The following is a 23,358-nucleotide window of genomic DNA, read 5'->3' on the forward strand; positions in this document are numbered from 1 at the left end:
CTGCCGTCCGTCTTTTTCAAAACCTTCGGCACATTAAAACACTTCTCAAATAAGAAGCGTTATGGGACTGATAAGAGTTGAACTTATGACCCCTTCCTTATCAGAGAAGTGCTCTAACCGACTGAGCTACAGTCCCGTATAAATAAACGGGAGGAAAGAAAGAACAATACAGTTCACAAGAAAAGAAGCCCGTGTTGTACATCTAACACTTATCTGCTTATCCGCATCTATGACCTCGATTTTCGTAAGAAAATCGACCGTCAAAAACGCGAAGCATTTTTGACCTTTCTCTTAGAAAGGAGGTGATCCAGCCGCACCTTCCGGTACGACTACCTTGTTACGACTTCACCCTCCTTACAAAACATACCTTCGGCGGCGTCCTCCTTGCGGTTAGACTACCGACTTCGGGTACCCTCTACTCGGATGGTGTGACGGGCGGTGTGTACAAGGCCCGGGAACGTATTCACCGCGCCGTGCTGATGCGCGATTACTAGCGATTCCAACTTCATGGAGTCGAGTTTCAGACTCCAATCCGGACTACGATAGTTTTTTTGCGTTTTGCTCCGCTTTGCAGCTTCGCCTCACTTTGTTCCTACCATTGTAGCACGTGTGTAGCCCTGGACATAAGGGCCATGATGACTTGACGTCATCCCCACCTTCCTCCGGTTTGTCACCGGCAGTTCCGCCAGAGTCCTCAGCTTTACCTGTTAGTAACTGGCAGTAGGGGTTGCGCTCGTTGCGGGACTTAACCCAACACCTCACGGCACGAGCTGACGACAGCCATGCAGCACCTGTTGTACCTCGTATTGCTACGCTGCCGTATCTCTACGGCATCAGATACTATGTCAAACCCAGGTAAGGTTCCTCGCGTACCATCGAATTAAACCACATGCTCCACCGCTTGTGCGGGCCCCCGTCAATTCCTTTGAGTTTCACCCTTGCGGGCATACTCCCCAGGCGGTACACTTATCACGTTTGCTTTGGCACCCAGCTTCAACGCCGGACACCTAGTGTACATCGTTTACGGTGCGGACTACCAGGGTATCTAATCCTGTTCGCTCCCCGCACTTTCGCACCTCAGCGTCAATTATCTGCCGGTAACCTGCCTTCGCCATTGGTATTCTTCCACATATCTACAGATTTCACCCCTACACGTGGAATTCTGGTTACCCTTCAGTAATTCAAGATACGCAGTTCTCAATGCAGTTCCGCAGTTAAGCTGCAGTATTTCACATCAAGCTTGCATATCCGCCTACATGCCCTTTACGCCCAATAATTCCGAACAACGCTCGCAACTTACGTGTTACCGCGGCTGCTGGCACGTAATTAGCCGTTGCTTATTCAAGCCCTACAGTCACCGCAAAGGCATTCCCTCCTCTGCTTATTCCTCAGGCTTAAAAGGATTTTACAACCTTTCGGCATTCTTCATCCACGCGGCGTCGCTCCGTCAGACTTTCGTCCATTGCGGAATATTCTTAACTGCTGCCTCCCGTAGAAGTCTGGGCCGTATCTCAGTCCCAATGTGTCCGTTCACCCTCTCAGGCCGGATACCCATCATTGCCTTGGTGGGCCGTTACCTCACCAACCAGCTAATGGGCCGCGGGCCATTCTTTTAGCGAAGCCTTAGCTCCTTTCCTCGCATCCTTCTAATAAATGCGGTCACATTCGGTATTACCTACTATTTCTAGCAGCTATCCCCAGCTAAAAGGTATGTCACCCACGTGTTACTCACCAGTCCGCCACTCTAGGAGAAGAGCAAGCTCTCCTCTTGCCGTTCGACTTGCATGTTTAAGACGCGCCGCCAGCGTTCGTTCTGAGCCAGGATCAAACTCTCCATGATTTTATTCATAGGTCATTAAGACCAATGATTTCATTTAAGTCCGTCCCTGCTTTATTCTTCAGGAACCGTCCCGATACATACCTTAAAGCATCTATCGAAACTTTTGCGCTGTACCTTCCGTACAGCCGCCCCTTCTCTTGTACGTTTGAACTATACTTGCGTTCTTTCTTTCCATCCCTGATTATTTCAAGTTTCTCTTTTTTGAAATGCGCACAGCACTTCAAAGCGGCTCGCTGCATCGTGTGTACCTTAGCGGCGAGTGGATTGAATATATCATACTCCGATATTTTATGTCAAGCACTCTTTTGCTTTTTTTCCATTTTTTTTTGATTTTTTTTCTTACGCATCACACTCTTAAGATACATTTTGCGAACGCCTTTCCATTTCCGCTTTTAAATGCTCAATTTCGGCTATAACGGATGCAATTTCGGCATTTTTCACACCGACACTCGCCTTTTGTTTGCAAGCCAGGTTATCGTATACAATCAACCCCAAACGTTCAAAGCATTTTTTACTTTGGCTTTCAAGACGGGTAAGTTCGATTTTTGTAATTCCCTTATCGCCCAATTCCTGAATTTTGGATCCGGCCTTAGATAAAGCTTTTTGCGAAGCATCCACTCCCTGATCAACCAAGGTTTTCATTTTACCTAAAAAGTCATTCATGCTTTGCTCCTTTAAGGATTGCCGGGCGTCTCGGAGTCAAAAGTCCCGGACAGCCCGCCCTCGTTTTAACTATACTACTTTTTCTTAATTCCGACCAGTGTTAAATCGTCAAATTGTTCATCTTCTTTGATACGGGTATAAAACATATATTCATCGCGTAAACCGCTTTGAAAATGTTCGGCTTGACTGCCGCAGTAAACGGGATACTGTACAAAATGTTTTTTCAAAAAGGCGTCTATTTTTTTATCCACAACGGAGTGATCGTAATCGTCCGCTTCAGGCGTTTTATACATGCGGAATATCTTTTCCACGGCAACCAGAGCCATTACGCCGTCTTCGGGACTGCCCTCACAATCGGAAAAATCGAATTCAAAACTTTCGTCTTTGAAAAATTTGCGCGGATTTGCACGTTTTTCAAGTACATAGCTTTTTCGCTGAAAAACCGCTTCTATAATATCGTGAACGCGGTCTGCAGACATTTCTTCGCCGTCAACAACGCTGGAACCTTTTTGGCCCATGTACACAATATAGTTGTAGACGTCGTCGTTCAGTTTTTTTATAAAGCGAACCAGCTCTTTCGAAAAACTCAGTTTGTCATACATTTTGACGGCGGCAAAAACCTTCGCCTTTTCGGGATTTTCTCCCTGTTGTTTTGCATAAGCCGTGTATTCTTTTACGCGGCTTCGCGGATGATATAAATCGGCAAGATATTTTTTGGGATCGGACATATCCGAAGCTTTTTCACGCAAAAAAGAACGCAGCGATTCGCCGAGTTTTTCTTCAAAGGCCGAAAAAGCCTGCGTACGCCTCTTTTCCTGTAAATCGGCACAGAGCTTCAAATACGTTTGGTAACCGTCTTCTTCTTCTTTTGTAACGCGCACATCCGTTTCATCGCGGAACTTTAACGCACGGCCGTCGTCGTCACGGTATAAGCGTTTTGCTTCTTCAATACCGTCGGTGTATAAAAAGAGAATATCGCCGGAATCCAAATGCACTTTTTCAATCGGATAACCGCCTTTCATCTCTACCAAATCGGACGAAAAGGCTCCGGCAGTCGGAGTTGCCGTTAATGTAATTACCTTTTTTTTCCGCTCGGACGCGTCATAAATATGAATAAGGTTGTCTCCCGCATTGCAAAAATAAAAATCGCCGGCAACCGAATCGAAGATAGCCAATGTAAAGGCCGCGAATTTTCCGAACAGGTTGCGGTTTACCAAGTGGTCGTTTATCTTATATACAAGCGGCGACAAATCCGTACCGTTTTTACGGATTGACCAGCCGTTAAAATAATCCGTAAAGAGGGCGGCAACTTCGGCCATAATAAGAGCGGCAGGAGACCCCTTACCCGACACGTCAACCTTTATGACGGCAAAATGGCGCTCGTCGAGTTTTTTGTAATCGAAATAGTCGCCGGAAACCCCCTTGGCGCCTTCGTAATAGCCGAAAAACTGTGCATGCGGGGTATCGAGCCTGCCGACCGACTGCTTTACTTTTTTACCGCCGATGATAACTTCATCAAGGGGCAAAAAGGCACGCTGCACTTCTTTACCGCCGAGAAGCATGTTTGCGTTTACGGCAGCTTCTACAAGGGCGCGCGTCATATCGTTAACGTTTTCGCTTAAAAGCCCTATTTCATCTCCTGCGGTTACCGGAATATCTTTTCCGGCAAGTTCGGTTTTATCGCCGGTGTCGCGTATCATCACCACATGGGATGCAAGGCGGCGCAGCGGTTTTATAATAATCAAGGCAAGAATTAATGAGCCTGCAATACCTATGAGGACTGCGACAAAGGCTATACCGCCTGCTATCGAAATAACGGTCACGGTACTTTTATTAACATTTTTTATCAAGTCTTCCGTACTGACTTTCAGTAAAATAACCGCCCGCACATAATTTCGATCGGTACCGCGGCGGTACAATACGGGTTTGTAAAATACATATTCGGTTATATTGCGGGACAAGCTCTCATTATTGAATTCGGGAAGAGAGCCTTCGCCGACCTTGGATACCTCGTTTAACGAGCGTGTCAAAGTTTGTGTTAAACGGGAGGTAACCTGCTGAATTTCATTACGCCTTTCGACGGAGCGGGCATCCGTTTTAAGAGCAAGGGCTATACCTTCCGAAGTTAAAGCGACAATATCGGCATTAACCTTACCCACCTGTTTTTCAGCCTCCTCATTCAACAGAGGGATACGTTCGGCAAAGACCGCCGTTTCTTCATGAATAAAGCGGGAGGAGCCCAATACAAGGTTTTCCGTATCTATTTTTTGCGCAATATCGGGGTCGTTTGAAGCCCACACGTAATCAAGGTTCGTATTGGAATTGTCCGCTTTTAATCCCAAAACGGTTGCATACCGTATTTCGGGCATGGATTGAATTTGATTTAACAATAAACCCAATTCAAGGATATTTTGACCGGGCAGGTAATTTTTTACCCCGGAAGAAAGACTTTCGGTTAAAACGGAGATACGGTCTTCCAGTCCCTTCGCCAAGGTTTTCTCCTGGGTACGCACAAAGATAAAGCCAAGGGGAACCGATACAAAGAGGGTAAGCAATAAAATCAGGGCGGATGTAAAAACAATCATCTTATATTTCAAACTGACACCGCGCTGTTTTAATTCAAATGCTTTCTTTTTTCTTTCAGACATCATAATATCTCCTGTAATAAGAGCCTGTACTTCATATTGAATACTGAGGGATTCCCGTATTGTCAGCATCATATGCCGCGATACAAAAAACAGTCCTGCGGCGGCCAGAACAAATACGGCCCATAATATAATATCGCCGATTTCAAAACTGTAGCGGTAAGCCGACCGGTATTCTTTCCACGGCGGTACAAAGCGGTATGCATAATCACCCGTTTTTACCGTTCCGAATTCGTTTATGTTTAGCAAGGGGGCGGACATAAAAAGTCCGCGCTCCGGATGTAAAAGGCCGATACGGTACTCACCGCTTTCCAAGTCGGAAAACGTAATGCCGCCGATTTTAGTATCCGAGAGCACTTGAAAACCGCCGGACGCATATTCAAAGACCGCATCGTAGGGAGCTTTTCCGTCCCTGTCCACATATACGGCCGAAATACGTCCGTCCGTACGGAAGCCCTTACCGAAAATACTCAAAGACACCTTACCGTACACATCGGTTTGAGGATACACGGCCGATATGGCGGTATACGGAATGTATTTATTCAAAAAAAGGGGCATAAGGGCCTTTTCACCTATATTGCCCGCCGTATCTATCGAGGCAACCGTAAACAGGTATATACCGTTATCCCGGTTAACCCATGAAGCGCTTCCCGTGTCGGTTATAATTTTTGAAGGAACGGAACTTTTATAATCCCGCAATGACTGAGCCGTGTAACGCTCGGGATTTTTTTTATAATCGAAGAGGGAACCTATGTATTGCAAAGAATAGGTATAACCTGCAATTTCTTCATCCGGCTCGGGCGATTTTTCCCAAAAAAGGCTGAAGGTATTTGACTGCATAAAACCTTCATCATCGGTTTGAACATCACGAATTTCGGGTTTGCGCGGAGCGGTCGTGTCGCGGAAATAGGTAAGAACGGCGCTTTTAGACCAGTTACCCGCATTATCCACACTTTTGGCTTTTAGATACCACAAACCGTCGGTATCGACAAAATCCGAAATATCGCTTTGACTCGGAAAACGCATAAATTCTTCAGGAGGTTCTTCCTGCGCATTCCGCGTTAAAATCCATGAATAGCCGGCTATACCCGAAGAATCCCTCGGAAATTGAATGCGTGCGCCGATTTTACCGTTTCCGGAGCGCTGCCCGTTTTTAAATGTAAGCGGGCGCAAAAGGGGCTTTTCGGTCGAACGGTCTATGGACAAACGGGTTACCCGGTATTTGTTGTTGCTTTTTTGTTCCCAAAAAATATGTAAATTTTTTCCGTCATCGGTTACAAGCGGCGTTCCGAATACGGAATACAATCCGGCAAGCGAAACACGGCTTTCATCCCACAAGAGATTGTTTTTTACCGCAAGGTACACGTTTTCAACGCCCCGCCTGGTGTCGACCCATAGAGCGGACAGTTCGCCGTTATAGGTAAATAAAACCGGCTGATAGGCGGCAATCTGTTTCGGTGAAAGCTGCTCTATAGTGCCGTTTATAAGGCCCTGTTCCGATAAGGAGGTTACGACAATGGCCGGCTTTGTCGAACCGGCTTGGGAACGTTCCCATGCCAAATACAGAGTCCCCTTGTATTCGTGTAAAAAAGGCCGCTGATTCGTATAATTCGTAATCATACCCCGGGCCGCCTTTGTATCGGTAACCAGGGCCGCATCGCTCCATGTCATTCCGTTGTCGTCCGAATAGGCGGAATACAGCTGATAGGTAAGGCGGTTATTCTCCAAAAACAGGGATTGAAAAACCACAATTTCCCGGCCGCCGGGAAGCACAATGAAATCGGGAACAAAAGAATTTTTCAGATTTTTTGCCGAAGAAAAATCTTCAAAGGCCGACCAGGCGATTCCGTCGGAAGAACGCGCGTATTTTAATGAAAAACTTTGATTTGTACCCTGTGTGGCAAACAAAATAAAACCGCCGCCGGCATTTTTAAAAATACGCGGCGCAACGGCGGAAGAACCGTCCTGTACCAGGTCGGTTTGAAAAAACGTTTTACCGAAATCGTAGGACGTAAAAACCGAAATCGTTTTAGGATCGCTGAGAACGCAAACGCTGATTGCCCCGTCCGTTGTAACGGCTGCCGAAAACAAGTCGGGTACTTCACCGCTGAAAGGAAAGGGACCGGCAAAACGCTCGCGGCTTATCCAGCCCTCTTCGCTTCCGGCTGGCAGCACTTGAGCCGAAAGCCAAATATTGCCTTTTTGGCCGGAAAGCTGTTCCACCTCCTGCCATATGACAACGGATGCACCGGGGCTGAAAACGGCGGCAGGAAAACGGCTGTCGGACTGCGTAAGGGGGACGGCTTGTTCCCAGTAGAATTCCCTGGCAAAAAGCGGAACAAGCGCACACAGAGCCGCACACATAAAGAGAGGTTTAATATACAATCTACGAAGCTTTGCAATAATTTTCACAGCAGAGAGTCCACCTTTCTTTTTAAATCGATAACCTTTGCCGAATTGCGCAATTTCGGATCCTTCCACAAATCCGCGACAAGGGCGGCAGCCGTAATCGTATTACCCTTTGCAAGTTCCTGAACCGCCTGCTGATATAATAACTCTTTATCGGCGGTTAATACAACCAGGGATTGGCCGCCCATACCGGTTTTTATACGGTCGATAAGAACCGTCGCCTCGGTGTTTTGCGGATTAAGAGAGAGGGCTTCGTCGAGTTTTGTCAAAGCGCTGTTTAAAGCCAATTCGTTGCGCGACGAAGATTCAAAAAGGCGGGCAGCTTCCCGTACAAGCTGTTTTGAACGGGCCAGCTGCTGAGGTGTCGGAGGCGGAACGATAATGCCCAACTCTACTTCAATGTCGTAAATCCGTTTTTTTAAGCCCGGATAAGACGGATTGATTTCATACAAGTCTTTTAGGTCGGCATAGGCCCTGTTGACCGTTGCCAGATTGCGGTAGTCTCTGAGCGCATTGTTATAACGCTGTCTGAAAAGCTCGCCGAAACCTGCGGGATCGGCCAATTGGGCGGTACGCAGGGTAAGAATGTTTGCCTCCTGATTCAGCGGATACAGCACTTGAATATCCTTTATTTTTTCCCGGGCCGCATTTAAAACTTCAAGTCCTTCAGCCCGTTTTCCGCTTTTCAAAAGAGCCCTTCCCTGCTCAAAATACTGATAAGCGGCATTTAAAGTTTGGCTCATTTCGGGATACAGCGGGTCGGTAACGGGAATCGAACGCCCCGTACGTATCGAAAGCGCGTTTCCTATCATAACTTTCAGGTTTGTAACCTCGACGTTAGGCTCGACATTGGTTACCGCCCAGCGTCCTTCAGCCTGTATAATAAGGCGTTCGGCCAATTCAAAATCTCCGGTATAATACAGGGAGCGGGCTTCCGTAATAAGCAAACGGACATCCTGAACAACTTTGCGGTTTTCCAGACGGACGATTTCAAGGCCCAGCGCGTCCAGTTTGGCGTCCGTTTCCCGGCGTACAACGGCATCTTCCTGATAGCGCAAAAACTCGTTGTATTTAATGCGCGCCGACTGCAGGGCTTCGCGGCTCGCGTTAAAATTTTCGCGCTGCAAGGCCGTACGTGCCTGCTCATATCTGAAATCGGCTTCGTTTTTTGCCTGGCGGGCAGCCAAAATGTTTTTTTGGGCCGTTTTATTGCGCTCGTCAATACTCAAGGATAGGGACTTTAAAAAAGCGGTATCGGAGGCAATACGCGCATAGTACTCGGCAAACAAAGGCGAGCCGGGCTCTTTTCGAACGGGTATATCGGGTGCACCGTCGAGCCATGAAAAACGCACTGCCAAAGCGCTCAAATCCTGAGTTAAATCGGCTTTAAGCTTTGTAAAAGATTCAAGGGCCTTATCCGGATAAGAGGGGGCGGAAGATTCTTTATCGTCATTCAACAGGATGCCGTATTCCTCGTATAAGGAGCCGTACCGCTCTTTAAGTATATTCGAAGAACGGGCAACAAAGGCGCTTAAAGATTCCCATGCACGAATTCCCTCGGCTTTTTGCTCCGATACAAAAAGAGACAGTTCTTTTTCCAAAGCCTTATACAAGGATTCCCAAGGTATATTCGGAGCGTCTGCTTCGCCCGATGCAAGCGGTAATCCGCGGTGCGTATTGCGCAAAAAAACTTCGCGCTCATGTGCCGACTGTGCACCGCTAAATTTTCTTTGGGAATAGGATATGAGCGAATTGGAGTAGGAAACAAGACCCTGATTCGTACTTAAGCCCTGAATAGAAGGAGATGAGAGTTTTTCGATATTGCCTTTTTCCGCATTAAAACTTTCGGTTTCTTCGTATAAACGAAGGGTATCCGCAACAAGAATCTTATTGTAATTCAACGCGGTGTTATACGCATCGTAAAAATCGGAGGAGATAGAACGGCCGGGATGCTCCAACAGCGCATACAAGCCGATAAAGGAAGCACCCATAGAGCCGACAGCCGCGGTATCGCGCAAAAGACTTGAAGGAAGCGAGCCTGCAACGGGCCCCTCCAACGCATGTCTGTCCGGCAATCCGGCCGCAATTTCGGAGCTCAGTTTTTCTATAAGAGAGCCTATGAGGCTGCGCGATTCGGAACAGAGGCTGTCCCATCGGGTATCGAACACCCATACAATACCCGTTGCGGGATTTGATTCCCTTCCGAGTAAAAAGCGGTATGCAAAGGGCAAAAAAGAAGCGTCGGTAAGTTCAGGGTTGTTTTTGCGCAATTCATCAAATATGAGACGGAACTGCAAACCGGCCTCCGCACAGGTATTGCGTATTTGTGCATAGTTTTGCAAAACGGCTTCGACTTCTTCGTAGGCTTCAAGAGAGGCCCTTACATCAAAGGCTGAAAGTGCGCCGTTGAATTTTTTAAATACGGAGTCCAGCTCGCTTTGCATATCCGTGTAATCGGATACGGCCCTGTCCAGAGAGCCGAGGAAAGAGTCCACTTTGTCGAGCAGCTCCGTACCGGCAAAATCTTCATAAAATTCTTTTTTATATAATACAAAGCCTTCGGAAAGACGCTTAACCGCAGCGGCAAACTGCGACTGTTCATTGAGTTTAACGCCGTCGGCCATAATAATATCGAACATTGCCCGGTAATAGGTAAATTGGGCTGCATATTTGGTTTCCCGAATAAAGGCCTGTTCGGCAGGGGTCGGCTCTTTTTCATAATTTTCAAGTTTGGAAATAAGGGCTAATTTTTTTTGATCGTTTAGCGGTTCTTCCTGTATTGTGCGAATCAATTCTTCCGCAAGGTTTTTATATTCGGCACGCAGTTTAAAAATACGGTTAACACGCTTTTGCACTTTGTCAAAATCGCCGGGATTGTCCGCCGCATAAGCTTCAAGATATTTTAAAGCTTGATTAAGCCTTCCATCCTCTATAAGCCGATCCGCATCGGATAGACTTCTATCGCTTCGGCCGAGCGCAAACACAAGGTTTGCCGAACCGCAAACAGAGAAAAGGATAAAAAGCGCGGCAAAAAACTTTCTTATAACGGTACCCCCCGCACCGAAGCTTAACAACAGTGTAACATATATGCAAAATATTAAAAAGTATGCTGTTTCGTTACTATGTTCGGTATTTTTCGATTAAAAAATAATGAAAAAAAACCGAAAATAGAGTATAATCACTATGATGGGAATGCAAAAAACAAAACGTTTTTTTATACTCTTTCTCTTTATGTCAAGCTTGACGGCGGCCCTGTATGCTCAGGGTTTTTCCCTGCATGAATCCCTTATACATACACTTTCAGGCTTACAGGATCCCAATACGGGATTGACTTCTTTTCGTTCTTTGCATATTCCCGTAGGCGGCCGTTCGGAGGCGATGGCAGGAGCCTTTACCGCAATGACAGATGATGCCGCCTTTTTCGAATACAATCCGGCGGCAAGCAGCCTTCTCAAACAAACCGAATTGGCTTTTTTTCATAATTTTTGGATAGCCGATTCCGCAGTCGATACATTGATATTTACACAGCGCTCTTCACACCTCGGTTACGGCGGAGCCCTGAAAACATTTTACATTCCCTTTACCGAATACACTATTTTCGGAGAGCGCGCTTCCGTCGGCTATTATTCGGAAACAACCGCAATGCTGAACCTTTCATACAATTTTTTTGCAGGATATACGTTCAAAGGATTGGCGCTCGGAGGCAACCTGAAATCGTCATTCAGAAGCGTACCCGATTACAGCGATAATATATACGGTCTTATAATCCCGAAAAGCGGCTTATCTCAGTCCGGCATAGCCCTTATGGCGGATGCGGGCATATTGATGCGTTTTAATGCCGCAAAGCACTATGCTTCGCGGGAACCGAATCTGCATATAGGGATTGCGGCCCGCAATATCGGAAGCGGCTGGACCGGATTCGGCAAAAAAATAACAAAAGACGACCCCCTGCCCGCCTCGGTATCCGCAGGAATTGTATATAAAATCATAAAACCCTTAACCCTTGCCCTTGATTTTCAAAAACCTCTTAATCTGCAGGAGGTTTCAAAGTCGGAACGGCTCAGCGGTTCTTTGGGCGCGGAATTTTTTGTAACCGATTTTTTTGCCCTGCAGGGCGGTATTCTTTTAAAAGGAGCGAATCCTAAAATCAGCTTAGGCTCGGCCGTGCTGTGGAAACAAATGCTTTTTAACGTTGCTTATTCTCTTGACCTTACCTCATCCTTGGCCCCGCTGAATAAAATAAGCTTGGCCGTAAAAATGCACTTGGGAGACAGGGGGCGCGAAAAACACACGGCACACATATACGAGCTCTATGAAGAAGGCTTAAAGTATTATACCGGCGGAGAAATGGAACCTGCAATAGAAAAATGGAGCGAAGTTTTGGCCCTATGGCCGCTTTTCGACCCGGCAAAAAAAGGTATAAGGGCGGCACAAAACGCCATTGAATTACAGCAAAAAATTAAAAACGTTCAAAACTTATATTAAACATCGGTTTTTATATTTTTTTGCCGAATATACGGTAATTAATCCACGGAAAAAGCGGAAAGTGCTTTTCGGTGCGGGTAAGCCATTCGGTACTTATGCAGTTTGACCCCAGAGAATCGTATACCGTTGAAAATCCCAATATTGATGATTTAAATATCTTTTCGGCATAGTCGGCATTGATACCCGCATTCAAAAGTCTCGGCCAATCGGAGCTTTGAGCGACTAAAAGCTGCTTTGCGGCCAAATTGAGGCAGCGTTCTTTTAATCCGCTGTCGGATGAAAAACGGCCCGCAAGGTCCACCATGCGCTCGGCGGCTTTAAACGCGTATTTTAACATCCACCCGTTCGACTTATCCAAGAGCGTTTCGCCGTAACCGGAGCCCTCGGCCGCACTCATAAAGGGGCGTATTTTTTGAAGGCTCACACCGGGCTGAAGCATTTCCCTGAAGGCTGCACATTCAATATCGCAGCGGACGGCCGCCTGTCTGAACACCTGTTCAAGCCAATCGATTCCCTCATACCAGTTAAAGCCCAGTTCCCGTGCATCCAAAGTACAAACCGAACATACGTCCCTTCCGTCAAGCTCCGCTGATGCCGCATTCAAACGCTTTGCCTTTGCATCCAAAAAAGAAGCCGCATCGGCGGCCGCCTGTTTTGCCGCGGCGGAAAAATCATAAACCGTATCTTCATTATTTTGAGTCCAGTATTTAAAAGCCGTCAAGCGGCGGGCCTTGCCTCCGGCCAAAAAAGCGTCCAAATCGGGCGCGGGCAGCTCAAAACCTATATCTCTGTTTTGGTCACGGTACAACGGATTTACGGCAAAGGTACTCAGAATATCGGCAGGGGTTTCAGGGTCGCGGCCGAAAACGGCCAAACCGTTGGAACAGCGGGCCGGAGCGAAGATACCTCCTTGGGGCAAAGGGTCCGAAAATAAAAAGCCGTGCGAATCCAGCACCGTATACAAGAGGCCGTATTTTCGTATATTTTTTTCAAGTCCTTCCGCATAGCCCATCAGGGGAAGCCAAAAGCCTGCAGGCAGGGAATCAAAATAGGCACGATGGGATAAAAGTCCCGCCTCTATTTGAGAATCTACAACTTCGCTAAGGCTGCGGTAATGCGGTAAAAAACAAAAGGTTGCCGCAGTTGCAAGAAGTTCCACATAGCCGCAGCGGGCAAATTCGGCAAATTTGGGAAGTAAAAGTCCGGAACAGGTATCCATAAAAAAATCTTTTTTTTGTTTTAATCGGCCTATATATTGTTTGGCCAACGAAAAAAGACGGGGCGTTCCCTTTGTGCGTTCAAGTTCGCGCTCCCCCAAACCGATAAGGCGCTCGAGCCACAAAAGATACTCTTCCTGCACACGCGGATCATCCAAAAGAGCGCAGAGGGTGGGACTGAGTACCAGTGAAAGTTTAAAAGGTACCCCGTCTTTTTTAAGGCGCTCCATCATCATTAAAAGGGGAATGTAGGTTGCGGTAATAACGGGAAACAGGGTTTCACTCCAAATACCCGGAATCCGCTCTTCAAGACAGCGGGTATAGGGCTGATGCGCAACGAGGTTTATAACAATCCGTTTTTTGGAATTTGCATCGGCCATAGCTTACATATCCATTGAAAAAGACTGGCGGTGTTCGTTATATTGGTAACGAATCAAATCCGGCAAGCCCGATAAGGTAAAAATCGGCGCAAAATCTCTTTGTAAAAAAAGATTTCCTATGTAGGGATGTTTACAGGGAATCCGCAAAAGCTCCGAACGGGCCAATTCCGCACAGCGGCCGCCTTCAAATTCGGCAACAAGAGCAAAGCGCGCCATACGCGCATAAGCGGACAAAAGCACATACTGGTCTCTGTCATCCTTTTCTACGGAAATATCAAAATCGTCGTACACGGACTGTTCCGCAGGATTCGGAAAATACGAAATACGCAAAATAAAACGCGTAAAAAACTCATCAGCCATGAGGTCGGCATAATCCGATTTTTTTATATCCCAATACACATAGCACCAGGCGGGATTGCGCAGCACGGCGTTTATCTTATTTTCGTTATAGGAAGAAGGAAGGTCGGAGCCGTTTCCGAAGGGTTTATACAAACCGTGACAGGACTTTGAATCTTTCGCACCGCCTTCACAAAGGTCAAGAGGAGCTCCGTCGGGATTTTCCTCGCAAGCCTCCAATAACTCGGCAATAACAAAGCGCCTGGTAAGGTTTTCGGGAATATCGATCCCGTATTCATCCGCCAAGTCTTTTAAATCGGCTGAAGACAGGGTTTCCAAATACGCTCGTGTAAGGTTTACTCTCTCCATAGTTTCCCAATGTTATATACTTTTATCGATTCTATCAAGGGGCGAAACCCGAAAGTTCAAGACTTTTATTCATATAGCCGGGAAGAGGGATTTCGATCTTAAGCGGAGGTCCTCCGGCCGTTTGAAAAGCTCCTGCGCCCGTCCGGCAAGAGGTAAAACATTTTTCCGAAAAATGCAGGCATACGGCGGCCAAATGCAGTTTTTTTACACCGAATCTTTTGCGTAAAAAACGGTTTAATTTAAAGTCCCCGTATTTATCGTCGCCTGCAATCGGCGTTCCGCATCCTGCAAGGTGAATTCTGATTTGATGCATTCTTCCCGTTTCCAAACGAAGCCGCACCAGCGAAAAACACAGGGATGCGCTTCTTTGCGCAAGTGCGCTTTCGGATGCCGAAGCCTCTTTTTTTGCCGAAGGGCTTTGTTCGGCATCAAGGGCAATACGGCTTTGTTTTTCCACACAAAAAAAAGTACCGGCGGTTTTGGACACCCCCTTATGCACAACCGGGTCCGTAATGCCGCCCTTAAGACGGGAAAACTCGCCCGTACACAAGGCATAGTATTCTTTTTGAACGGCCGAAGACGCAATAAGCTTTGTCCATCGGGATGCCGCAGCCGGATTTTTTGCCGTTATTAAAAGTCCTGCCGTATCCCTATCCAAACGGTGTACAAGATAAATTTTTGAACCGAGCTGCTCCGAAAGAAGAGTATCGACGGCACGGTTAATGCCGACGCCTCCCTGGACGGCAAGAGCCGAAGGTTTATTGATAATACAAATATCGTCGTCTTCATAGACAATCGGAACGGAATGCATAGGAGTCCAGTATACGGCATAAGGGCAGTTGATACAAGTCAAGGCTTGTCTTTTATACGATACAAAACGAAAGGCCCCCTTACACTTTATTGCAAATGTCGTATACTGAAGCTATGAAGATATACGATTTAATTGCGGATAATTACGAAAAGATTTTTCCCCTTGAAAAAGAAAAAAGCGATTTTATACAAAAACTGATACAGTCTCCGGCTCATATCTTCGATGCAGGCTGTGCAACCGGAGAACTCGCCTTTGAATTGTCTAAGGCCGGATACGAAGTGTACGGAGTCGATTTAAACACCGCTATGATTAAACGCGCCCAAAGAGCTTTACGCGAGCGGAAAACACAGCCCGGCGAAAAAATACCCGTATTTAAAACCGCGGACATGCGCTCGGTAAGCAATCAAAAAAATCTTGACGGGGTTTTATGCTTCGGCAATACCCTCGTGCATCTTCCCTGCAAAAATGAAGTGTCCGATTTTTTTTCTTCGGTGTACAAGAGTCTTAAAGCGGGCGGCTATTTTATTTTTCAAATATTAAACTACGATAAAATCCTTGGCGAACAAAGGGTCGGCTTCCAAGTAAAAGAAAATTCAGATTTTGTATTTAAAAGAAGCTATAAGTTTCCGGCCGGAGAAAAAATCGATTTTATTATTGAATTTACCGACAAACATAACAACAAAACACAAACCGACAGCACCGAGCTTTTACCCTTGCTGCAAAACGAAATATGCGCCTTTTTGAAATATGCGGGTTTTAAAAATATCCTCGCCTATTCCGATTATACGGGAACAAAAAGCGATTTAAGCGAATTTGCAACGATTTATACGGCGCAAAAATAAATCGATACGGAATTTTGTTTTTATTTTATATCCGTGCCGACCGCTATAATTGACATTCACCGCAAGGGAAAGTACAATGCGCATTATGATCGGAGTTATCGACTATAAGGCGGGCAACATTCAAAGCGTAAAGCATGCATTGGATTTTTTAAAAATCGAATACACCGTTGCCGACAAGCCTCAGGATTTAAAAAATGTCTGCCGCATTATGTTCCCCGGAGTGGGAAATGCCGCCTATGCAATGGCGCAAATAAAAAAAACCGGCTTCGACTCGTTTATAAAAGACAGGGCCGGCGAAGGCATTCCCCTCTTGGGTATTTGCCTCGGTTCTCAGATTCTGTTCGACTATTCGGAAGAAGACGACACGGCCTGTCTGGGCCTGCTTGCCGGTACGATTAAACATTTTATGAACATTCCCGCTTTTAAAACCCGGTTAAATGAGGCGGATTCGCACAAAACACATTTAAAGATTCCTCACATGGGTTGGAACGATATTTCATATACCGAAAATATCTGTCCCCTGTTTAAAAACATAGCCGAACACTCCGATATGTACTTTGTACATTCCTATGTCATTCAGCCCGATGACGAGTCGGTAATATGCGCCTATACCGATTACGGTATGCACGTTCCCGCGGCCGTACATGCAAAAAATATTTACGCATGCCAATTCCACCCCGAAAAATCGGGAAACACCGGCTTGCGGATTTTACAAAATTTCGCCGAATTAAGGGTATAACCGAAACGGAGCAGCACTATGTTAAAAAAACGCATTATCGTATGCCTTGACGTAAAAGACGGCCGCACCACAAAGGGGGTGCGTTTTCAAAACAATGCGGATATAGGAGACCCTGTTCAAATGGCCGGCGCATACAGCAAGGGCGGCGTCGACGAACTTGTCTTTTACGACATTATGGCTTCGGCGCGCCGAACCGGTCCCGACCTGGTCTTAATAAAAAGGACGGCGAAAGAAATCTTTATTCCTTTTTGCGTAGGCGGCGGAATCGGAACCGAAGACGATATTCGCGCAGCTATTTTAGCCGGAGCCGAAAAGGTCAGCCTCAATTCGCAGGCGGTTAAAAATCCGGACCTTATCAAAAAGGGGGCGCGTATTTTCGGCAGCCAGTGCATTGTATTGGGAATGGATGCCGCCCGCGACAGCGCCATGCCCTCAGGCTACCGCATTTTTATCAACGGCGGCAGAACCCCCACCGGCTTGGATGCAAAAGAATGGGCTTTACGCGCGGTAGAACTTGGAGCCGGAGAAATAGTGCTTAATTCCATAGATGCGGACGGCACCAAAGAGGGATACGAAATAGAACTGACGCGCCTCGTATCCGAAGCGGCGGGAGTACCCGTTATAGCCTCCGGAGGAGGAGGAAGCCCCGAACACATAGCACGGGTATTGACTGAAGGAAAAGCGGATGCGGCCCTTGTCGCAAGCATAGTGCATTCGGGAGCATATACGATAGAAGGGATTAAAGCGGAGCTGCAAGAACGGGGGATTCCCATACGGGGCGTTTAAACCGTCAAAACGGCCGACACGGCTAAGCCCCGGCAGCTTTTAATTTTAAGCGTTTTAAGCGCTGGCAGTGACGTGCTGCATAACAAAGACGTCAAAATCTTTTTTGGGTACGGGCTTGGAAAAATAATATCCTTGGCCCATGCAGCAGCCCAAAGAAAGCAAATGTTCGGCCTGCTCCTTTGTTTCAACACCCTCGGCAAGAACTTCAAGGTTTAGAGCCTGGGCCAATTTTACGATAAACTGCAAAATAATCGCCCTGCCCGGAGATTTTTCATAATTGCGCACAAAGCTCATGTCGAGCTTAAGCGTATCGATAGGCATTTCATTGAGCATATTGAGAGAAGAATAAGCCGTTCCGAAGTCGTCCATTTCAATATGCAAGCCCACATCTTTTAAACGCTGCACCTCCTGCACGATAGCGTTTGCATCTTCGGCATAGGAGCTTTCCGTTATTTCCAAGTGCAAATACTTTGCAGGCACATTGTATCTTTCCAAAATCTCTTTAAATTTTGCAGGGAGACTTGAACTGCGCAAATCGTAGCGGGAAACGTTTACCGATATGGGAACCAGATCAAAACCGCTGTCAATCCACGAGCGGATGTACTCGCATGCTTTGTTCCACACATATTCATCAAGTTTAAAAATAAAGCCGTTTTTTTCAAAAACGGGTATGAATTCACTCGGAGGCAGATAGCCGTTTTCAGGATGTCGCCAGCGCACCAGAGCTTCAGCCCCTATGAGTTCGCCCGTTTTTAAATGACACTTGGGCTGTAACACAACCTCGAATTGATTTTCTTTTAAAGCGGTGCTCATCTGATTCGTAATACGCTGATTTTTAATCATGTCTTCGCTCATACTGGCATCATAAAAAGCCAAGTAGCCGCCGGTCGGATTTTGTTTACATTTTTTACTGGCTAAAATCACCCGTGAATAAATCGATTCAATGGACATCGAATTATCCTCTATGGGATACGCTCCTATAATGATGCGCAGTTCATAATCCGCACGGTAACCGCCTATAAAGGATTCCAGATTTTGCATCATCATGGCGCGCAGGCTTTCCGGGCTAGAGTTAAAGTTATAACACATGCCGAAAATATCGCCTTCTATGCGGCCGATAATACAGTTCGGAAGCACAAGGGCAAATTGCCTCATCTTAAAAGCCAAATACTGTAAAAGCTTATCGCCTTCATCCAAGCCGAAAAAAGAATTTATTAACTGGAATCGTTCTATATCGAACCTTATAAAGATAAAAGGCTTGTGGGGATTTGCGTCGAGCATCTTACGTACTTCGGAAAAAAACTTTTGTTTTGAATACAATTGTGTAAGCGGGTCCGTTTCCTGCTCTTTAAGCTTTCTTTCATAATCGGCCAGCTTACGTTTCAGCACTACATTTTCAACAGCAATATCAACGCTCATTATCGATACCCTCTTTTCCCCTCCCCCTGTGTTAATGAGACGGACAAACCGTATGATACAATACCCGATTATGTACAAAGCCGTCCTATATACCGGGCACGGTTTACAGGGGTTTCAAAGACATCAACGGCATACAGCCGTGCGTCGGGCAAAGACGGGATCCTCTTCTCAAGCTGAACAAAGATAAAACGGGCTATACGTTCGGCGCTGGGATTGTTTTGAAATACCGGCACCCCGTTTTCCTTTACCTCATTCAAATGAGAATGATCCAGGCTTTTACACACATCACGCAGGGCGCCTTTTAAGATGCCGAAATCCATAAGCATTCCGCCTTCATCCAAGGTTTCTCCGCGTACATATGCTTTTACCCTGTAATTGTGTCCGTGTAAATTTTCACACTTACCGTGAAAATCCGCTAAAAAATGCGCGGCCGCAAATTCGGCTTCGACAGACACCTCGTACATATTATAACTATATAACAAACTTCGGAATTTTGCAAGCATTTTATGCAAAATCACTACAACTTACCGTTATACGGGAAAAAAGCGGATTAATTTATATCTTTATGCTATAATTCGGCCATGCATGAAATCGAATTAAAAGCCCGCGTATATGACAGAGAACGGGTTATACGGATTCTAAATTCCTTTGCCGATTATCGGGGAATAATTTCCAAATACGACAGCTATTGGAAACAGGAGCTTTTTTTTCTTCCGATACGTCCGGCCGAAGAAGAGCACAAAGGTACAACGCTCCGCATACGGATTGAAAAGTCGGAAAGCGTACAGGAGCCCGTACGCACCCTCGTTACCTGTAAACAAAAAAACGCGGGCGGCTATGGGAAAGAGCCCCATAAGAGAAGCGGCCTTGAAGTGAACGAAGAAAGCGAATTCGGCGTATCGGACGGTGCGGCCTTTGAAGAACTTATTATGGCTGCAGGCTTTTCTCCCTTTTTAACCAAGCATAAAAGGTGTATGCAATGGCACTATGAAGATATGCTCATTGAATTATGTACCGTAGACGATTTGGGCGATTTTTTGGAAATTGAAACAGTAAGAGAAGAAAGGGGAGACGTAGAAGAGGTACAAACAAAAATGGAAAAGCTTTTGGAAAAGTGCGAAATTCCCCTTGCACAGATTGAACCTATGTATTACAGTGAATTATCGGCAACGCATACATCCGCTGCCGGAAAAATCGAAACCTAAGAGGAGGCGACCATGTTTGAAGGCCGTCAATACAAAAAACAGGCCCGTGAGCAATTACGGGGATATTGGACAACGCCTGTTTTATTAACCCTGTTTACCCAAGTTGTATTATTGGTCATTATCCTGCCGCAATCGCTATACAGCGCTTTGAGCGGAGACGACAGTTATTCTTTTTTTCAGTTTGTCGTATCGATAATCGGAGGCGTTGCGGGAGCCGTCTTTGAAATAGCTTTGGTAAAGTACTACCTCGTGTTTACCGAAAACCGCGAAAAGGCAACATTTTCGGCGTTTTTGGAAGCCCTGAATTTATGGGGACGCGGTATTTTGGCATCGCTGTGGTCGGGGCTCTGGACTTTTTTATGGTGCATGCTTTTTATAGTTCCAGGTATTATTAAAGCGATTGCGTATTCGCAGATTTTATACATTCTTGCGGAAAATCCGCAGGTATCCGTACGCAAGGCGATGAAAATAAGTATGGCAATGACCAAGGGATATAAAGGCGATCTTTTTTTACTGGAATTAAGCTTTATCGGCTGGATGCTTTTAGCACTTTTGAGCGCAGGAATCGGGTACCTCTGGCTCATTCCCTATATATCCGCAACATTTACAAATACATACCGTTTTTTAAAAGCCGATGCGCTTCGCCGCGGCGTGCTTACAAATGAAGACTTCGGCTTACCGCCGGCTCAACAGAGCGTACAGTGACAACAGGGTGTACAGTGAACGAACCTGCTTACAAAAACGTAAAAAAGCCCTTGAGCTCAAAGGCAAAAAAGGGGATATTGATACTCTGTATTACCGTTCTTATCGGTCTTACAGCCGGGATACTTCAGCTTTCGACTGTTGCCGATTCTTTGCACCGCATCCGGCCGCTCGATCTTTTGCCCGTACAGGGACATTTTTCATTTTCACAGTTGATGCAGCCCCTGCGATTTTTTTCTTCCCTGCATTTTGACGATTATATCGCAGTGCTTTACATTGAAGGCGTGATTCAGGATGCAAACGAAAGCTATAATCAGGACTGGCTTTTGGATACGATAGCGGACTTGAGCAAAGACCGCAAAAACCGCGGCATACTGCTGTACATAGATTCACCGGGCGACGGCGTCTACCAATCCGACGAAGTTTACCTTGCCTTGGAAGATTATAAATATAAAACCGAAAATCCCGTATGGGCATATATGGGTCCTCTTGCCGCATCGGGAGGCTATTACATCGCCTGTGCCGCCGATGTCATTTATGCAAACCGCAATACCCTTACCGGTTCAATCGGCGTTATAAGCGCCACATCGATAGACTTAACCGAACTTTTAACAAGGTACGGTATAAAGATGACTACCGTTACGGCGGGTAAAAATAAAAACATGTTTAATATAAACAGCCCGCTGACCGATGAGCACCGCGCAATTATGCAGTCCGTCGCCGACGAAGCATATGACCAATTTACGCAAATCGTTGCCGAAAGCCGGGATATGCCCCTTAAAGAGGTACGCCGTCTGGCGGACGGACGCATTTATACGGCCCTACAAGCCGAAAAAAACGGTCTTGTCGACTATGTAGATACCTATGAAAATGCCCTCGATAATATGCTGGACTGTTTTTCCGACGGAGATGAGCTTTCAATCGAGCATCTTCGATTTGAGCGGAAAAAAAACCTGTACGATTATTTATATAAGGCTTCAACAGCCTTGGCCGGTTTTATACGCTTAAAGGATGCAGGAATCGACACCCTCCTTTTTGAATCGGTACACGGGATTTCCGGTTTGCCCGAAAATCTTCCGCTGCCGGCTTATTATTATCATGCGCCTTAAAAGGATCGGGAGAGCGGCGATATGAAATTTCCTCAAGACTTATTTACACAATTGTACGGAGACGATAACACAAGGCTTGCCGTGCAAAAAGCCCGTTACGAAGCTCTTGCGGAGCATTGGTATAAACGCTTCGGGGCGGACGCAAAATCCGTCGATTCGCAAACCCCAAAACTCCGTTTTTTCAGTTCGCCGGGCAGAAGCGAAATAGGAGGCAATCACACCGACCACAATTTAGGCAAGGTGCTGGCGGCAAGTATAGATCAGGACTGTATTGCGGCGGTTCAAGCTTCGGACGACAACATAGTAAGCATTTACGACATTACCTATAATAAGGACTTCGGCATAGACACCTCCGATACCGCATACCGTGAAGGAGAAAGCGGTTCCGAATCTTTAATACGCGGTATGCTCCAAGGATTTAAAAATGCGGGTTATAAGACAGGCGGTTTTAAAGCATGCGTTACAAGCGATGTTATACGGGCCGCGGGGGTCAGTTCGTCCGCCTCTTTTGAAATGCTGATATGCCTTATACTGAACAATTTATACAATGAAGGAAAGATTCCCCTTGAATCTCTTCCGGCAATAGGACAGTTTGCGGAAAACGCATATTGGCATAAAAAGTCGGGATTATTGGATCAAACGGCCTGTGCGGTAGGCGGCCTTATCGCTATAGATTTTAAAGAGCCTGAAAAACCTCTTATAGAAAAAGTAAACTTCGATTTTGCAAAAGAAGGCTATGAACTTGTTATAGTAAACACGGGAAGCGGACACGCCGACTTATCCGAAGAATATTCGGCAATACCGGCGGAAATGAAGGCCGCTGCCTCCGCTTTGGGTAAAACGCATTTACGCGAATTGAGCTTTGAAGATGTGTACAATCAAGTCGGCAGCATACGAAAAAAATGCGGAGACCGTGCGGTATTGCGCGCCCTCCACTTTTTTGAAGAAAACCGCAGAGTCGATGCGCAAATCGCTTGCCTTAAAACGGGAGATTTTACCGGCTTTTTAAAATTGATTGAAGAATCCGGGAACTCCTCATGGAAGTGGCTCCAAAATATTTGCGTAAGCGGAATTTCACACGAACAGCCCGTTGCCCTCTGTTTGGCCCTTACCGAACGCTTTTTACGCGAAAAGGGCTGCGGAGCCTGCCGCGTACACGGGGGCGGTTTTGCAGGCGTTATTCAGGTTTTTATACCTTCAACACTCTGCGCCGAATACCGCTCGTATATGGAAAAGGCGCTCGGCTTCGACGAAAAGGGCAATGAAAAAAGCCCCGTCTTTGTTATGAATATACGTCCCGTCGGTGCCGTAGAGATTCCGGTGTGAAGCTACATTAAGCACTAAAATCCGCAGGGCAGGCAAAGACCGCCAAGGTACACGGATGTATCTTGGCGGAGCGGA

At 46.3% G+C, this 23,358-nt stretch carries 16 protein-coding genes, 1 tRNA gene and 1 rRNA gene; 8 read left to right on the plus strand and 10 right to left on the minus strand.

Going from position 1 to position 23,358, the window contains the following annotated elements; genetic code table 11:
* Positions 1-62: 62 nt before the first annotated feature.
* The 5 genes from V1L52_RS09260 to V1L52_RS09280 form a co-directional block, all read right to left on the minus strand.
* Positions 63-136 (minus strand) — tRNA-Ile (locus V1L52_RS09260).
* A gap of 159 nt (positions 137-295) precedes the next feature.
* Positions 296-1,840 (minus strand): 16S ribosomal RNA (locus V1L52_RS09265).
* Between the two features lie 354 nt (positions 1,841-2,194).
* Positions 2,195-2,503 (minus strand): hypothetical protein, encoded by a 309-nt coding sequence (locus V1L52_RS09270; RefSeq protein WP_428769013.1) that lies wholly within the window; start codon positions 2,501-2,503, stop codon positions 2,195-2,197.
* 74 nt (positions 2,504-2,577) lie between these two features.
* The gene (locus V1L52_RS09275; protein ID WP_428769015.1) at positions 2,578-7,560 is read right to left on the minus strand and encodes a SpoIIE family protein phosphatase; all 4,983 of its coding nucleotides are present in this window, start codon (positions 7,558-7,560) and stop codon (positions 2,578-2,580) included.
* Positions 7,557-10,631 (minus strand): hypothetical protein, encoded by a 3,075-nt coding sequence (locus V1L52_RS09280; protein WP_428769017.1) that lies wholly within the window; start codon positions 10,629-10,631, stop codon positions 7,557-7,559. The genes V1L52_RS09275 and V1L52_RS09280 overlap by 4 nt, the downstream gene beginning before the upstream one ends.
* Before the next feature lie 157 nt (positions 10,632-10,788).
* Between V1L52_RS09280 and V1L52_RS09285 the strand changes: the two genes are divergently transcribed.
* Positions 10,789-12,042 carry a UPF0164 family protein gene (locus tag V1L52_RS09285; protein WP_428769019.1) on the plus strand — a complete coding sequence of 418 codons (1,254 nt, stop codon included), beginning with the start codon at positions 10,789-10,791 and terminating at the stop codon, positions 12,040-12,042.
* Between the two features lie 10 nt (positions 12,043-12,052).
* Here V1L52_RS09285 and V1L52_RS09290 read toward each other — a convergent pair whose 3' ends face one another.
* Genes V1L52_RS09290 through V1L52_RS09300 form a run of 3 tightly spaced genes read right to left on the minus strand, consistent with a single transcriptional unit; the run spans position 12,053 to position 15,155 of the window.
* The gene (locus tag V1L52_RS09290; RefSeq protein WP_428769021.1) at positions 12,053-13,639 is read right to left on the minus strand and encodes a 1,4-alpha-glucan branching protein domain-containing protein; all 1,587 of its coding nucleotides are present in this window, start codon (positions 13,637-13,639) and stop codon (positions 12,053-12,055) included.
* Positions 13,640-13,642: 3 nt separating this feature from the next.
* A complete protein-coding gene (locus V1L52_RS09295; protein WP_428769022.1) occupies positions 13,643-14,344 on the minus strand; it encodes a DUF4912 domain-containing protein in 702 nt (233 codons plus the stop codon).
* Positions 14,345-14,378: 34 nt separating this feature from the next.
* Positions 14,379-15,155 carry an RluA family pseudouridine synthase gene (locus tag V1L52_RS09300; protein WP_428769024.1) on the minus strand — a complete coding sequence of 259 codons (777 nt, stop codon included), beginning with the start codon at positions 15,153-15,155 and terminating at the stop codon, positions 14,379-14,381.
* A gap of 113 nt (positions 15,156-15,268) precedes the next feature.
* Here V1L52_RS09300 and V1L52_RS09305 point away from each other — a divergent pair, with 113 nt between their 5' ends.
* From V1L52_RS09305 to hisF, 3 genes are all read left to right on the plus strand, one after another.
* Positions 15,269-15,997 (plus strand): class I SAM-dependent methyltransferase, encoded by a 729-nt coding sequence (locus V1L52_RS09305; protein ID WP_428769026.1) that lies wholly within the window; start codon positions 15,269-15,271, stop codon positions 15,995-15,997.
* Positions 15,998-16,073: 76 nt separating this feature from the next.
* Entirely contained in the window at positions 16,074-16,736 is a 663-nt protein-coding gene (gene hisH / locus V1L52_RS09310) for an imidazole glycerol phosphate synthase subunit HisH (protein ID WP_428769027.1), read from the plus strand.
* Positions 16,737-16,754: 18 nt separating this feature from the next.
* Complete coding sequence (gene hisF, locus V1L52_RS09315) at positions 16,755-17,522, plus strand: imidazole glycerol phosphate synthase subunit HisF (protein ID WP_428769028.1); 768 nt, start codon at positions 16,755-16,757, stop codon at positions 17,520-17,522.
* Positions 17,523-17,576: 54 nt separating this feature from the next.
* Here the strand turns inward: hisF and V1L52_RS09320 are convergent, their stop codons facing one another.
* Both V1L52_RS09320 and queD read right to left on the minus strand, forming a co-directional pair.
* Positions 17,577-18,941, minus strand: a complete 1,365-nt coding sequence (locus V1L52_RS09320) for a putative bifunctional diguanylate cyclase/phosphodiesterase (protein ID WP_428769030.1) — start codon at positions 18,939-18,941, stop codon at positions 17,577-17,579.
* A gap of 68 nt (positions 18,942-19,009) precedes the next feature.
* Complete coding sequence (gene queD / locus V1L52_RS09325; protein WP_428769031.1) at positions 19,010-19,405, minus strand: 6-carboxytetrahydropterin synthase QueD; 396 nt, start codon at positions 19,403-19,405, stop codon at positions 19,010-19,012.
* Between the two features lie 117 nt (positions 19,406-19,522).
* Between queD and V1L52_RS09330 the strand changes: the two genes are divergently transcribed.
* The 4 genes from V1L52_RS09330 to V1L52_RS09345 are packed head-to-tail and all read left to right on the plus strand — an operon-like array spanning position 19,523 to position 23,283.
* On the plus strand, positions 19,523-20,146 hold the full coding sequence (locus V1L52_RS09330) for a CYTH domain-containing protein (RefSeq protein ID WP_428769033.1): 624 nt from the start codon (positions 19,523-19,525) through the stop codon (positions 20,144-20,146).
* 12 nt (positions 20,147-20,158) lie between these two features.
* Positions 20,159-20,851, plus strand: a complete 693-nt coding sequence (locus V1L52_RS09335; protein WP_428769034.1) for a DUF975 family protein — start codon at positions 20,159-20,161, stop codon at positions 20,849-20,851.
* Positions 20,852-20,865: 14 nt separating this feature from the next.
* The gene (gene sppA / locus V1L52_RS09340; RefSeq protein ID WP_428769036.1) at positions 20,866-21,957 is read left to right on the plus strand and encodes a signal peptide peptidase SppA; all 1,092 of its coding nucleotides are present in this window, start codon (positions 20,866-20,868) and stop codon (positions 21,955-21,957) included.
* Between the two features lie 21 nt (positions 21,958-21,978).
* A complete protein-coding gene (locus tag V1L52_RS09345; protein ID WP_428769037.1) occupies positions 21,979-23,283 on the plus strand; it encodes a galactokinase in 1,305 nt (434 codons plus the stop codon).
* Positions 23,284-23,358: the final 75 nt, after the last annotated feature.

Source organism: Treponema sp. HNW (assembly GCF_050320395.1).
GTDB lineage: Bacteria > Spirochaetota > Spirochaetia > Treponematales > Treponemataceae > Treponema_C.

Coding starts and splice junctions, on each gene's coding strand:
- V1L52_RS09290 (WP_428769021.1), bottom strand. CDS start 13,639: ATGGCCGATGCAAATTCCAAAAAACGGATTGTTATAAACCTCGTTGCG.
- hisH (WP_428769027.1), top strand. CDS start 16,074: ATGCGCATTATGATCGGAGTTATCGACTATAAGGCGGGCAACATTCAA.
- queD (WP_428769031.1), bottom strand. CDS start 19,405: ATGTACGAGGTGTCTGTCGAAGCCGAATTTGCGGCCGCGCATTTTTTA.
- V1L52_RS09335 (WP_428769034.1), top strand. CDS start 20,159: ATGTTTGAAGGCCGTCAATACAAAAAACAGGCCCGTGAGCAATTACGG.
- hisF (WP_428769028.1), top strand. CDS start 16,755: ATGTTAAAAAAACGCATTATCGTATGCCTTGACGTAAAAGACGGCCGC.
- V1L52_RS09320 (WP_428769030.1), bottom strand. CDS start 18,941: ATGAGCGTTGATATTGCTGTTGAAAATGTAGTGCTGAAACGTAAGCTG.
- V1L52_RS09295 (WP_428769022.1), bottom strand. CDS start 14,344: ATGGAGAGAGTAAACCTTACACGAGCGTATTTGGAAACCCTGTCTTCA.
- V1L52_RS09300 (WP_428769024.1), bottom strand. CDS start 15,155: ATGCATTCCGTTCCGATTGTCTATGAAGACGACGATATTTGTATTATC.
- V1L52_RS09305 (WP_428769026.1), top strand. CDS start 15,269: ATGAAGATATACGATTTAATTGCGGATAATTACGAAAAGATTTTTCCC.
- V1L52_RS09345 (WP_428769037.1), top strand. CDS start 21,979: ATGAAATTTCCTCAAGACTTATTTACACAATTGTACGGAGACGATAAC.
- V1L52_RS09270 (WP_428769013.1), bottom strand. CDS start 2,503: ATGAATGACTTTTTAGGTAAAATGAAAACCTTGGTTGATCAGGGAGTG.
- V1L52_RS09330 (WP_428769033.1), top strand. CDS start 19,523: ATGCATGAAATCGAATTAAAAGCCCGCGTATATGACAGAGAACGGGTT.
- V1L52_RS09285 (WP_428769019.1), top strand. CDS start 10,789: ATGTCAAGCTTGACGGCGGCCCTGTATGCTCAGGGTTTTTCCCTGCAT.